This window comes from Haloferax sp. AS1 (genome assembly GCF_014530665.1).
GTDB lineage: Archaea > Halobacteriota > Halobacteria > Halobacteriales > Haloferacaceae > Haloferax > Haloferax volcanii.
This window is the reverse complement of record NZ_SPSA01000002.1, coordinates 418539-430393: the sequence shown is the minus strand read 5'-3', so window position 1 is coordinate 430393 and position 11855 is coordinate 418539. Positions and strand designations below refer to the sequence as shown.

Annotated in this window: 15 protein-coding genes and 1 pseudogene; 3 read left to right on the top strand and 13 right to left on the bottom strand. The window is 53.8% G+C overall.

What is annotated here, in order from left to right; translation table 11 throughout:
• Window positions 1–29: 29 nt before the first annotated feature.
• The 6 genes from E4P24_RS16710 to E4P24_RS16685 all read right to left on the bottom strand — a co-directional run bounded on the left by E4P24_RS16710 (window position 30) and on the right by E4P24_RS16685 (window position 6038).
• Window positions 30–917, bottom strand: a complete 888-nt coding sequence (locus E4P24_RS16710; RefSeq protein WP_188148849.1) for an ABC transporter permease — start codon at window positions 915–917, stop codon at window positions 30–32.
• On the bottom strand, window positions 914–1924 hold the full coding sequence (locus E4P24_RS16705) for an ATP-binding cassette domain-containing protein (protein ID WP_188148848.1): 1011 nt from the start codon (window positions 1922–1924) through the stop codon (window positions 914–916). The genes E4P24_RS16710 and E4P24_RS16705 overlap by 4 nt, the downstream gene beginning before the upstream one ends.
• Before the next feature lie 273 nt (window positions 1925–2197).
• The gene (locus E4P24_RS16700; protein ID WP_188148847.1) at window positions 2198–3262 is read right to left on the bottom strand and encodes a PAS domain-containing sensor histidine kinase; all 1065 of its coding nucleotides are present in this window, start codon (window positions 3260–3262) and stop codon (window positions 2198–2200) included.
• Between the two features lie 235 nt (window positions 3263–3497).
• A complete protein-coding gene (locus tag E4P24_RS16695; RefSeq protein ID WP_188148846.1) occupies window positions 3498–4124 on the bottom strand; it encodes a DUF2269 domain-containing protein in 627 nt (208 codons plus the stop codon).
• A gap of 135 nt (window positions 4125–4259) precedes the next feature.
• Window positions 4260–5036, bottom strand: coding sequence for an SDR family NAD(P)-dependent oxidoreductase (locus tag E4P24_RS16690; RefSeq protein ID WP_188148845.1), 777 nt, complete (start codon window positions 5034–5036; stop codon window positions 4260–4262).
• Between the two features lie 396 nt (window positions 5037–5432).
• Window positions 5433–6038, bottom strand: a complete 606-nt coding sequence (locus E4P24_RS16685; RefSeq protein WP_188148844.1) for a TetR/AcrR family transcriptional regulator — start codon at window positions 6036–6038, stop codon at window positions 5433–5435.
• Window positions 6039–6145: 107 nt separating this feature from the next.
• Between E4P24_RS16685 and E4P24_RS19395 the strand changes: the two genes are divergently transcribed.
• Window positions 6146–6328: a hypothetical protein gene (locus tag E4P24_RS19395; RefSeq protein WP_345776378.1), complete on the top strand. Its 183-nt coding sequence runs from the start codon at window positions 6146–6148 to the stop codon at window positions 6326–6328.
• A gap of 37 nt (window positions 6329–6365) precedes the next feature.
• On the opposite strand, the gene E4P24_RS16680 is transcribed toward E4P24_RS19395, so the two are convergent.
• The 6 genes from E4P24_RS16680 to E4P24_RS16655 form a co-directional block, all read right to left on the bottom strand.
• Window positions 6366–6773: an SWIM zinc finger family protein gene (locus E4P24_RS16680; protein ID WP_188148843.1), complete on the bottom strand. Its 408-nt coding sequence runs from the start codon at window positions 6771–6773 to the stop codon at window positions 6366–6368.
• A 69-nt stretch (window positions 6774–6842) separates the two neighbouring features.
• The gene (locus tag E4P24_RS16675; protein ID WP_188148842.1) at window positions 6843–7772 is read right to left on the bottom strand and encodes an ArdC-like ssDNA-binding domain-containing protein; all 930 of its coding nucleotides are present in this window, start codon (window positions 7770–7772) and stop codon (window positions 6843–6845) included.
• A 77-nt stretch (window positions 7773–7849) separates the two neighbouring features.
• The gene (locus E4P24_RS16670; RefSeq protein ID WP_188148841.1) at window positions 7850–8188 is read right to left on the bottom strand and encodes a hypothetical protein; all 339 of its coding nucleotides are present in this window, start codon (window positions 8186–8188) and stop codon (window positions 7850–7852) included.
• A gap of 98 nt (window positions 8189–8286) precedes the next feature.
• The gene (locus E4P24_RS16665) at window positions 8287–8682 is read right to left on the bottom strand and encodes a hypothetical protein (RefSeq protein ID WP_188148840.1); all 396 of its coding nucleotides are present in this window, start codon (window positions 8680–8682) and stop codon (window positions 8287–8289) included.
• 328 nt (window positions 8683–9010) lie between these two features.
• Window positions 9011–9271, bottom strand: a complete 261-nt coding sequence (locus E4P24_RS16660) for a hypothetical protein (RefSeq protein ID WP_115891864.1) — start codon at window positions 9269–9271, stop codon at window positions 9011–9013.
• A gap of 16 nt (window positions 9272–9287) precedes the next feature.
• Entirely contained in the window at window positions 9288–9779 is a 492-nt protein-coding gene (locus E4P24_RS16655; protein WP_188148839.1) for a hypothetical protein, read from the bottom strand.
• A gap of 1152 nt (window positions 9780–10931) precedes the next feature.
• On the opposite strand from E4P24_RS16655, the gene E4P24_RS16650 reads away from it, so the two are divergent.
• Window positions 10932–11216 (top strand): PadR family transcriptional regulator, encoded by a 285-nt coding sequence (locus E4P24_RS16650; protein ID WP_188148838.1) that lies wholly within the window; start codon window positions 10932–10934, stop codon window positions 11214–11216.
• 319 nt (window positions 11217–11535) lie between these two features.
• Window positions 11536–11721, top strand: a complete 186-nt coding sequence (locus tag E4P24_RS16645) for a hypothetical protein (RefSeq protein ID WP_188148837.1) — start codon at window positions 11536–11538, stop codon at window positions 11719–11721.
• A 36-nt stretch (window positions 11722–11757) separates the two neighbouring features.
• Here the strand turns inward: E4P24_RS16645 and E4P24_RS19390 are convergent.
• Window positions 11758–11855: pseudogene (locus E4P24_RS19390) on the bottom strand (SWIM zinc finger family protein); the annotation flags it as partial.

Below are 11855 nucleotides of genomic sequence, written 5' to 3'. Positions count from 1 at the left end.
ATGGTGATGGATTTGTTTTGAAAGGACTTCTATTGGGTTTCAGCGCTTGTCGCACGGGACATGAAGTAGACGGCGACTCCTCCAAGTATCACGTCTAGAACCGCGAGGACTCCAATTGCGGGGACGAGCGTGTTCCAGATCCCATCGAACGCGGTCACGTTGATCACCGTCATCACATCCTGATTGAACATGAATGCACGAGCCGCGTCGATCCCGTACGTGAGGGGATTGACCGAACCGACAGCTTGCATCCAACCGGGGAGAGATTCGAGCGGCAGGAATGCACTCGACATAAACAGAAGCGGGAACTGGAGAATGGTCACAGAGAGCATCGTCGATTCCTGGTCCCGAGTGACCAACGCCATGATGTTCGCGAAGGCCATAAACCAGACCGAAAACAGGACTCCAATCAGGATTATTCCAACAACTCCGAAGAGTCCAGTAGCGATATACTGACCGGGATCGCCACCCGTATCGAGCCAGAGCAGAATATAGCCGACCCCCAAGATAATGCTGATTTGAACGATGATGCGAATGAATTCGGAGAGCGACTTTCCGAGGAACATCGCGGTGCGGTACATGGGCGTGACCATCGCTTTCTCAAACATTCCACTCTCAATATCCTCGATGAGCCCAGCACCGGATGTCGACGCCGAAACGAGCGCAACCTGGATCGATATCGCAGGCACGAGGAAAGCGATATAACTCACATCACCACCAATACTTTGGCTGAGAGCACCACCTGCTATTCCCCCGAATACCTCCGAGAACATCACGAGGAAGATGATCGGGTTTAGTAAGGAAAACATCAGGATGAACGGGCTTCTGATGGTCCGTAGCGTCCAGCGTTTGAGATTCACCCACGTGTCTGTCAAGAAGCTGTTCCCAACCGCCTTCTGCCCGTGTTCAGTACTCATTGTACCACCTCTGGTGCAGACGTTCGGTCGTCGGTCTCTCTCTCGTCGCCGTCTGCGTCGTATTCCTCGCCCGTGACCTTGAGGAACACATCATCGAGAGTAGGCCTCCGAACGTTGAACCCGGTAATAGTGAGGCCGGCATTCCGGAGTGAGACGAGTAAGTCGGTTCCGTGGCGACGCGCTTCAGAGGACGTGACGTTGATCCCGTCTTCAGTTTGCTCGATTGCGTCAGTGCTGTTCGCGAGACCGGATTTTACTGCGATGTCGTATGCTTCATCGAGTTCTCTCTCATTAGGATCGTCAAGCTCGATTTCGAGGATGTCACCGCCAACCCGAGATTTGAGTTCATTCGGCGAGCCACTGATGGCGACTTCGCCATCCTTCAAGACGCTAATCCGCTCACAGAGCTGGTCTGCTTCTTCCAAGTACTGAGTCGTGAGGAAGATGGTGGTGCCCCGCTCGTTAATTCGCTTGAAGTAATCCCAGAGTCGGTTCCGAGCTTTTGGGTCAAGACCAGTAGTTGGTTCGTCGAGAAAGACGATGGGAGGCTCGTGGGCGAGTGCAGTGGCGACGTCGAGGCGCTTTTTCATCCCTCCTGAGAAATCCTTCGACCGCTTTTCTGCGACGTCTTTGAGATCGACCAACTCAAGTAACTCGTCAACGCGGTTAGCGCGTTCACTCCGGGGGACACCGTACGCTTCGCACGCGAAACTGATGTTTTCGCGCGCTGTGAGCTCCTCGTCGATACTCGTCTCCTGGGCCATGTAGCCGATGGATTTCCGGACCTCTCTCGGTTCAGCTATAACGTCATGGCCATTGACCGAGACGGTTCCCTCGGATGGTTTCAGCAGTGTGACGAGTATCTTGATAGTCGTGGTTTTCCCGGCTCCGTTTGCGCCAAGAAACCCGAAAAATTCCCCTTCTGGGATGTCGAGCGAGACATCCTTCACTGCTTGTGTTCCGTCTGAATACGTTAGAGCGACGTGCTGAGCATCTATTGCGCTCATATCTCCGAGAATGACTCCAGACCACATAGCCCTTGTGATTGAATATTCATTCACCGCAATTACTGTCATAGACTGACGATAGAAATTTCTATAATCCAGAATAATGATGTCGGTCGAGAATTGAATCAGTTCTTTAGATTGGGTGCCCACGCCAACGGTGTCTAATCGCGCTAAAAGGCTCCATTCAATAACCAACTATGCATTACAGAGGCTCTGTCGAAATTTCATCCTTCAGACAGATTCTCGCCTGAAACATCCGGTGGTGAGAGTTGCTTATTGAGTGATCGGTGTTGTGTCAACTCTCGGGAGTCGTATATTGAATATCGAACCATTCGGCTCATTATCTTCAATCCATATATCTCCGCCGAGATTAGTGACCAGTGTTTGCGTGAGATACAAACCAACCCCGGTGCCTGAACTGTCTATTCCCTTGTTTTGGTCGTCGAATATCGATTCTTTTTGATCGGCCGGAATTCCCGGACCATTATCCACGATGTGGACGATTACATCCTTCTCATGGACATCAACTGAGATGTATATCTCCGGTTCTTTTTTGTCATGGTGCTGTACCGCATTATTCAGCAAGTTCCGAAACACTGATGATAGCAGTTCATTAGTTAATAACTCAATGTTTGGGATGTCACTATCGATAACAAACTTCGCTTCTGGGAACATTTCTCGGCGAGCATCAATCTCCGGTCGTAGTATCGAATCCAGTGAGAGTGGTTTTACATTCATATCGTCGCCTTTGACGACCAATTCCACGTACTCACGAGCCAGGTCAGTTAATTCGACGATATGTTCCCCGGAAGATAGCGTCTTTCGTAAATATTCTTGCCCATCTTCATCAACGTGATCTTCAAGCATTTCCATCCAACCAAGGATGACTGCCATGTCGTTTCGAATGTCATGGCGAAGGATACGATTCAGCACATAGAGTTCCTGTTCACGTCGCTTCTGTTCCGTAATATCTGTCGAGATACCGATTATGTAGCTGAAATTCCCACTCTTGTCCCGAACTGGAACTTGTTGGTTTTTTAGCCATCGAATCTCGCCATCTGGTCGAACGATACGACCTTCACACTCTGTGTCAAACACTTCTTCACCGGACTGCTCCATCTGTGAATGAATGAATTCACGATCATCCGGATGGATCGTTTCGATCAACCGTTCAGGGTTTCTCTGGATCTCGTCAGCAGAAATCCCCCAAATTTCATCAAACCCATCACTAATGTAATCAAACTCACCTTGTTCTGACACGGTCCAGATTGCGGTTCGATCAAGACGATTTAACAGCGTAGAAAGCCTCCTATCTACTTGGGGAGATATATCAGTCATGACTCACTATCCTACGTATTTGGGTTACCAGTTGTAGGGGAATACAGACCGTAAGAAGTTTCGGTGACAACCGAATCGACAGTCTGTATCTTGCACAGTATTCTTGACTGGTATGTGAATAATTGACTGGACCTATCGCTAGGTGAGTCCCCTGCACTGAACGATTCATGGTTCCCCCTGTACTGACCACAATCAAGCCAGGATATATCATTTCCTAAGGATTTCAACAGAGCCACTATAGCGGAATACCAACACGTAAGATTAGGACCACCCCTCCTAATCCCAGAAGCAACGCAACAGTGCTGAGGAATACGGTTTCCCGTCTCTCTCTTGGCTGATCTAATCCGGTCTGTTGTTCTTTTTGCTTTCGCCGTCCGTAGGGGGTCAAGCCCTGTGGCTTGAATACGTTAATTACCAGGATTACGAGAAGCACAACGAGGCCAATCCCAGAATGGGCTAACGTGCCTGGTAGGGCACGAAGCTCGTCTGCAGATGTAGTCATATCTGCCGCGATGGAAGCGAAATGGCTGATTTCTTGCATTTCAGATAGTAATACGACTGTGGCCAAAACCGTGAGTAACAGGGAGACCACGACCCAGTAGTGTCGAAATAGACCCCATCTCGTGCCGATCCCCATGATGATTCCAGTCAGCAGTGTGGCAATCGCCAGCGGAATAATGGCATCTCTGGTGATCACCTCCATCATCAAATAGGCTGCACGCAGTATTTGCGTGTCTTGACTAGTCGCGACAGTGATGTCTAGCGAAAGATAAGCAATTACAGCGCCGATCCAGCCAACTGAAACCGCGATGTGAGTCGTCAATGCGAGTTGTCTGACTCGTTTTGGCATTACGTATGCCATCTTCTATTCCCTCCACAGAATCGTGATAGAGCTACGCGTAGAGTTCCAATTACGCTCATACCCTCCCCGAAGACCCGATAGAATATAGCAGTTGTGATTGAATATTCACCCACCCATTTTGATGAAGGAGTTGCCTTAGCGACCGGTGAGTCCTCCGTCCACGATAACACTCTGTCCAGTAACATAGCTGGCTGCATCACTGGCGAGCCAGAGTACGGATTGAGCGATGTCTGTGGGTTGGCCGATATGCTGAAGAGGAATCTGGTCAGCTAATTGCTCGGCAGCTTCGCTTTCCGCATCGCCGACAAACCGATTGAGCATATCGGTCTCAATTGCACCGGGAGAAACTGCATTCACTCGGATACCTTGTCCGGCGAGTTCCTGCGCCGCAGACTTAGTAAGGCCTTCTACGGCGTGTTTGCTGCCAACATAAATAGAGGAACCAGGTGTACCGACATGGCCGCCAACACTACTCGTATTAATGATCACTCCGCCACCGCTCTCAAGTAGTGCGCGGGTCTCGTACTTCATAGCAGCGAGTACACCCCACACATTAGTGTCGAACACTTTCCTATAATCAGCCTCTTTGGCTTCTGCAACCGGTGCTCGGTGTTCGGTGCCCGCGTTGTTGAAAGCAATGTCCAAGCGACCATACGTCTCGAGCGTATCGTCGACGAGCCCCTCGATCGCGGCTTCTTCTGTCACATCTACTTCGAAAAACGTAGCCTCGCCACCGCTATCCTCTGCCTCATCTACGACGGCCTGGCCTTTGGCTTCGCGACGGCCACTTATAACGACTTTTGCGCCCGCCTCTGCGAACGCTAGAGCAGTTGCTTTTCCAATACCGGAGGTCGCTCCGGTAATGAGAACAACCTTACCTTCGAAGTTGTGTTGAGATTCTCTTGTACCCATACTTCTGGAGAGGTCTCTATACTTCATAGGCTTTGTGATTGAAAATTCAATCACCAGGCGGCGGGAATAGCTGATGGGGTTTGAATCTACCAAAATACTCAATGAATATTTAGGTGTAAAAATCTGAGTGATTACGACTCTTTAGCGAGCTCATTTTCCACTATAGAGAAATCCTAATGGGGAAATTAGGTCCCTGCTGCCGCAGTTAGCAGTAACTCAACGGCGATGAGGAACACAATTTCTTTCCTAACTCTTGGTAGGTCTTACTATGCCAGCTGTTCTTCTTGACTACTTGGCGGACACGCTTTCGACATCACATAAGTCGTCCTTGGCTACTATCGAAGGGTCTAATCTGGACTATATCGACCCAGTTGGTAGGCACTTGTCGATATAGATTCATTCGGCATAAAGTGTATTATTGAGATACGCGTCTATCTCAGGCTCGGCCATCTTGGGGATGTCTGTATCTGATGTCGAACGTAAAGTTTGGAACCCATGCAAAACCGTGTAGATATACGAACTAACGGCGTCAGGGTCAACGTCTCGAAATTGACCCTTCTCAACACCGGCTTGGATGACTTCTTTAAGGCGTTGTTGCATAAATTCATCGTAGGACGAGAGCTTGTCTCGATACCGTTGGTCGTGCGCTGCTTGAGCTCGAAGTTCAACAATCGCCTTTTTGAACTCGCCCTCATCTCCTGGTTGTTCAGCGCTAAATGCACCGTTTAACACGGCTTTGAGGCGAGGGGCCGGATCCACATCTCCTCCAGGTGGTATCGATTGTTTCATCTCTTGGATCATCAACGACAGGAATTCCAAGAGTAAATCATCTTTGTCATCAAAGTGTTTGTAGATGAGGGAATTACTCTTATCGAAGTGTTCACCGATGCGCTCAATCGTGAGATTTGCATATCCATATTCACAGAGCGCGTTGAACGTTGCCTGAATGATTTCCTCTTCCGTGCCTTTCGGATTCTCTAGAAATGAGTGTTTTTCTTTCATAGTGAATAAACATTCACCCCCAGTATTGAAGCTTTCGATGCCTTCCATCGCCGACCAAACTGTGTTCAGCGAGACCTCCGGTTGTCCCCCTGGACCAGTCTACCTCTGTGGAACACTCCTGTTGTCGGGACTTTGCGACTGAAAAAAGCAGATGTGCAGCTGATGTCCAACACCTCCTCGAGAAGTATCCTCAGCCGGTCGTCTACGAGGTCATGAGTGAACTGCTCCGTCGAGAGATGCGCGAGCAGTTTGCTGGTGCGTACGCTGCGTCCCAGCAGTCTGACGACTGACGAGTGACTGGTTGACGTACGAAACTCTCACCAACGGCTACTCAGACAGGTCACGCCACCCAGCGTCGACACAGTTCCAACAGGGAAGAGCTTCAGACAGTTGTTCACACTCGCAGGGCAGGTCTGGTGTGTCATCATCGCCGTTTGGTGGGCTACCACCGTCAGCAACGACACGCATCTGGACCGCAAGTTCGAGTATTCGTGGGCGAATCGCGACCGCAACCCGATGTTTACACGGGCCGTCACCGCTTGTATCGGCGGGACACGAACACGAATCGGGCACGCCATTCCGAATTCGAACGCGGTACTCGTGAGCGGTCGGGTCGGCATAGCTCTCGTTGCGAACACGGACATCGCCGTCGAGGAGTTCGAACGCGAACGCCTCGTACTGCGCCCGCTTGAGGACGCGTACAGGTGGGTCGAACTCTAGTATTACTGGAGTCATGGTGGTCAGCGCGCAATGCGCGCACCCCTTCGAGCGCATGGAAAAAACTGCGCCGGACGGCAGACGGGGTTAGACCGCGTCGAGTGTCGATAGAATCTCTTCGGCCGTCCCGCTAATCCGACCTAGTCGCTCTTGGAGGACGTCTGTCTCGTCGCCCTGCCACGCCGCGAGGTAGAACGCCGACCCACTCGTATCCAAGCCGAGATAGCGACCAACGACGTACGCGACGGCCTCCGCTTCGACCTCGCGTTTCGCCCGCTCAATTGCGTCAGTAATGTCGAAGTGCAGAATCGCGTGGGCGTACTCGTGGATGATCGTCGACGCGAGGTCCGCGCGGTTCGGGCGATTCTTCACTTCAACGAGTGGGGTGAGGTCTTGGACACTTCGTGACTGGCAGACACCCTTCGCTTCGCCATGCCGCCACTCGCCGGGATCGACGATGCGGACGGTCACACCGAGGTCCGACGCGATGTTAGTGAGATCCTCAACGAGTGTGTCAGCCTCACCGGTCGCCGCCGTATCCAGTTCTGGGAGTGGCTCGCCCTCGGTCTGCGAAATGTCGAAGACGGGCGCGGGCTTGAAGCCCACGAGGCCCTCCGACCACTCTTCGGGCGGCGTCTCGTCGTACTCACACTCGCTGTTTTCGTGATAGCTCGGTGCGTTCCCACACTCGGGGCATTGGGTCGTGATGATCGGCGCCCAAATCCAGATGGCCGACTCGCCCTCCGTGACGTGGCGATCGAACTCCGCTTGCCACGTCCGGTAGCCAGCGACTTTCGTCGCCTCAGGGCACTGGTGGGTGATGAGGAGTGTGTTGCGGTGGGAGTAGTCGTGGAACCGGCTCTGGACGTCCAGCCACGCTTGGAACTGCTCGCTCGCCCGAGCGTCGTCGACGTCGGCAGCGAGGTCTGCAAGCCATTGTTCGATCGTACGATGCATCTCATCGTGTCGCGTGTCGGTCTCGTCGAACGACACCGACGGAGAACTCGTTGTTGCCATTGGTTTCAGTTCACGGTGACACGTCACTCTATGACGCGCCGCACCCCTCTGGGGCGCACAAAAACAGGCGGAGCGAACTACTGGTCAGTGTCCTCGCACTCGAGGCTACGAAGATACTGTCGACACTCGCCGAACAGGCCGCTCGCAGTTGCCTCGCCGGTCGTGAGGTGTCGAACCCACTCAATCGCCCAGCAGTACACGGGATCGGACTCACCTGTGCCGTGGATATACCACCAGCGAGCGGCTTTGAGCACGACGAGCGGGTTCGTCGGCGGTTGTTCACTCAGAAGGGACCACGTAATCAACTCGATTTTTTCAGGGACATCTGCTTGGGAGAGGTCGGTGCTATGCACGATTTCGAGGTCGACCGGAATCTGGTCGATCGAGACATCTGACTCTGTTTGTTGGTGACTCATGGAAATCACGTCACACGGACTGTGTCTTCAGCCCGCACCCATCACGGGCGCAAAAAATCACGACGGCGCGCTAGTTCTGACGGGCCTCTTGACCGACGCTATGCGAGATGCGACACCTCCTCGGGTTCGGACTCATCAGCGAACTCGTTACGTTCGACTGGCGTCCAGTCTTCAGTCGTGGTTGGTGCCCACCAATCGACGTGATAGTCACCGGGAGAACCGAGAATCTTGACTTGCGCTTCGTCGTCGGGAAGCGGCCGGCGAAGTTTTTCGTCAACGTGGAGATTCCACGCCGTCGTCGCGTCGAATGTGATGATGACCGCATCATCGTAACCACGCGACTCAGGCGACTCACGGCACGTCACGCTAGTATTGCACTCCGTACAGAACACTCCCTCAAAGGGAATGTGCGTGAACGCTTCCGTGCCACACACCGGACACCACAAAAACTCGAACAGCGCGTCGTCGTGACGGAACACGCGGTCGAGACTCATCGATTACTCACCACCGGAGCAGGTATTACGAGCGGGTGGTGTGGGGAGTGAGACAACTCGGCTACTGACGTTGGAATCAACATCTGTTACTGCGCCTCCGCCCTTTGGGCGGCGCAAAAACAACGCCGTAGTGTAGACCTTCTGAACGCGCAATAGAGCTGAATGAGGTACCCTGTCATAGGAGTTCGGTAATCCGCCGACTGTGAGGTTGCGAGTTCACGAATACAATCTGAAAGTGGCAGAGTGAGAGTACATTTCGTCTGTCTTCCTGTGGAGATTGAGAAGTAGTAACCCAATATGTGCCCGGTTCGACACACCACAGGAGGACTTACTCTGTGTCTACTGCTAACTCCGCGAGGACATCATCGTGTGAGGTCGTTCGAACGCGCTCGACAAACGCATGTGCAGCAGTGTCAGTCGCAAACACCGACGCATCGTAGCCGACGGAGCCACCGAACATAGTCCACTCGTCAGTTACCACACCGCCGGACAGTGAAGTGTACTCAACACGATAGCTATCAGCCGCGTCGTCGACGACGATTCGAACAGCAATACCACGATCAGGAAACGACTCACTCAGGAGTACCATTGGACACAGCGTCGACTCAGTAATGGACATCAGCGGGAACGATCCACAGATGGTCGTTCGATCCGACGAGTTGCTCAAGCCGCTCGCGATGCCGAACCCCGTCAGCAAACTCGTCGTAGAGGTACACCGCCGGTCCGCGGTACGCCCCGAGATTGTGGCACGCATGCCTGACGAGGTCCTCATCGCGCATAATCGCTGCGGCGTCAAGTTCGTCAACACCCTCTCGAACACGCTCGAGATTCCGCTCGAACTCGCGTGTCGTCGCCTGCCACCCACGCTCGAGGAGTTCTTGGCCGTCCTCCGAGCCAACGGGCACTGCAACCGGGAGGTTGCCCCACCGGGCGCTGCCGGCGACCGTTGTCGAGTCGTCATCGAACGTCACATAGTAGTCGAACACCGCCTCGGCGTGCGGGGCAGCACCCACCAGTTGGTCGAATACGTCAGCGGCCCGCGAGAGGGCTTTGTCTGTTGTCGATGCAGTCACGAGAGCGTAGATTACCTGGTGCATTCGTCGTCACCTCGCCAACTCAGGAGTCGAAGTCTGTCCGACCCCCTGCGCCGGCGCCCATCGCCGGCGCACACAAACACAACCCACTACGACACACCAGAAATCACGAGTACAGTTGCACCCGAGGTGGTTGGTGAACCCCTCACAATCAGGTACCATTGGAATGACCTGCCACTCGTGTCAACGTCAAGCACCCGGGTCAGGTCCGTACTGCGGCGTTCGACACACGGAACACCGCCAGACAGGCTCTCCAGCCCACGCTGCGGGTGGGTTGTCGTCGCGTGAGTCGAACCGATGCGGTGTTTGCTCACCACAGGACTGACAGCGGAGCCGTTGCCGTGTTGGCGATGATGACGACGATTGTGACGGCGAGATATCAACAGACGCTCGCCGAAGTGCAATCGCCGGGACAACCCACGTCTCCGAGTCCGAGAGCAACTGCTCACGACGGGGTTCCTGAGTAATCTGCGTCCCAGCAGCGTCGTACCACCGGGAAGCAGAACCCTCCGTCAAAGGAGAAGTGGACCACAACGAGACTGACCGTGCTTTCGCCACGAATCCATCCTCCCGTGAGCTAGTCGCTGGAACGACGTCCGGGAAGTGACCCCACCGCGCTCGAAGTGGCGCCGCGATCGGCTGTTCGAGCGCTGCAATGAGTGTACACTCATCAATAGCAGACGAGTGGGACCGCTCCAGTAATCGTGCTGCTGCAGTTCCTTTTGCGAGTGCACCCCGCGATGACTGTGACGGAACGAGCAGACAGATGATGCCGTGGAGTGATTGCTCGTGGGGCGCAGAGGTGCTGTCTGGGACCGAGACATCTTGCTCGAGGCAGAATCGACACTGGCTCTGAGTGGGGGGAACAGCTCGCTCGCAGGACTGACAGATGACCGTGTCCCGCTCGCCGCCGGCGGGATAATCACGCTCCGGGATTCCGTCGCCGTACTCGGCATGGTCAGTCTCCAACTGTGGGTCCGGAACCTGCGTCGCTTCGCCATACGGTCGAAATTCAGCGGTCCGGTCACGGTAGGGCGGCATACCGCGTCGTGGCTGTACGTTCGGATATAAACGTTCGTCCAGCGAAGTCACTCTGAAACACGGCCGGTGGCCAACAAACGTATATGTATTCTTAAACTAGCTGCGGACAGCAAAATGTACGACTTGACCGGGTTCCAACGCGACCTGCTATACGTCACCGCCGGCTTGGACGAACCGCACGGACTCGCAATCAAAGACCAACTCGAGGACTACTACGAAACCGAGATCCACCACGGTCGGCTGTATCCCAACCTCGATACGCTCGTCGAAAAGGGTCTCCTCGACAAGGGCGAAAAAGACCGCCGAACGAACGTCTACGCAATCACCGCTCGCGGTCGCCGAGAAATCGAAGCCCGCGACGACTGGGAACAACAGTATACCAGCGAACTCACAGGATAACCAGAGTCAGATCAGAATGAGACTTACAAACGAGATGAGCAACTGGCACTCAGACATCTCACAACGGTGTTTTTCTCTATTTCCTCGATTCAATTTGCCATCGGAGACGGGACCACGTTCTCTCCAGTAACAGAGGTCGTGGCTGCGCGCGCAGCGGCTGCGAGCACGGAGCGGAGGGTGGGGGAGCAGGTCTGCGAGCATCTTGACCAACTAACTCAACGACCTGCTCGTTCCTCAAACTGGCTTAACTAGACAGTGCCCGTTAGTAGGAATCCTCACCAGGCAAACAGTTAACTGAGACAACAAGTGACTGTCTTGTATGAGTAGTACACCATGGACTGCGAACTTTGCGACTGAAAAAAGCAAATGTGCGGCCGATGTCCAACGCCTCCTCGAGAAGTACCCGCAGCCGGTCGTCTACGAAGTCATGAGTGAACTGCTCCGGCGAGAGATGCGCGAGCAGTTTGCTGGTGCGTACGCTGCGTCCCAGCAGTCCGACGACTGACGAGTACTTGGTGACGTACGAAACTCTCACCAATGACTACTCAGACAGGTCACGCCGCCCAGCGTCGACACAGTTCCAACAGGGAAGAGCTTCAGACAGTTGTTCACACTCGCAGGGCAGGTCTGGTGTGTCAT

What these genes read in the sequence shown, in the direction of transcription:
- E4P24_RS16700 (WP_188148847.1), bottom strand. Translation starts at nt 3,262, where the DNA reads ATGACTGATATATCTCCCCAAGTAGATAGGAGGCTTTCTACGCTGTTA.
- E4P24_RS16670 (WP_188148841.1), bottom strand. Translation starts at nt 8,188, where the DNA reads ATGAGTCACCAACAAACAGAGTCAGATGTCTCGATCGACCAGATTCCG.
- E4P24_RS16650 (WP_188148838.1), top strand. Translation starts at nt 10,932, where the DNA reads ATGTACGACTTGACCGGGTTCCAACGCGACCTGCTATACGTCACCGCC.
- E4P24_RS16680 (WP_188148843.1), bottom strand. Translation starts at nt 6,773, where the DNA reads ATGACTCCAGTAATACTAGAGTTCGACCCACCTGTACGCGTCCTCAAG.
- E4P24_RS16695 (WP_188148846.1), bottom strand. Translation starts at nt 4,124, where the DNA reads ATGGCATACGTAATGCCAAAACGAGTCAGACAACTCGCATTGACGACT.
- E4P24_RS16685 (WP_188148844.1), bottom strand. Translation starts at nt 6,038, where the DNA reads ATGAAAGAAAAACACTCATTTCTAGAGAATCCGAAAGGCACGGAAGAG.
- E4P24_RS16665 (WP_188148840.1), bottom strand. Translation starts at nt 8,682, where the DNA reads ATGAGTCTCGACCGCGTGTTCCGTCACGACGACGCGCTGTTCGAGTTT.
- E4P24_RS16660 (WP_115891864.1), bottom strand. Translation starts at nt 9,271, where the DNA reads ATGGTACTCCTGAGTGAGTCGTTTCCTGATCGTGGTATTGCTGTTCGA.
- E4P24_RS16690 (WP_188148845.1), bottom strand. Translation starts at nt 5,036, where the DNA reads ATGGGTACAAGAGAATCTCAACACAACTTCGAAGGTAAGGTTGTTCTC.
- E4P24_RS16675 (WP_188148842.1), bottom strand. Translation starts at nt 7,772, where the DNA reads ATGGCAACAACGAGTTCTCCGTCGGTGTCGTTCGACGAGACCGACACG.
- E4P24_RS16710 (WP_188148849.1), bottom strand. Translation starts at nt 917, where the DNA reads ATGAGTACTGAACACGGGCAGAAGGCGGTTGGGAACAGCTTCTTGACA.
- E4P24_RS16705 (WP_188148848.1), bottom strand. Translation starts at nt 1,924, where the DNA reads ATGAGCGCAATAGATGCTCAGCACGTCGCTCTAACGTATTCAGACGGA.
- E4P24_RS16645 (WP_188148837.1), top strand. Translation starts at nt 11,536, where the DNA reads ATGAGTAGTACACCATGGACTGCGAACTTTGCGACTGAAAAAAGCAAA.
- E4P24_RS16655 (WP_188148839.1), bottom strand. Translation starts at nt 9,779, where the DNA reads ATGCACCAGGTAATCTACGCTCTCGTGACTGCATCGACAACAGACAAA.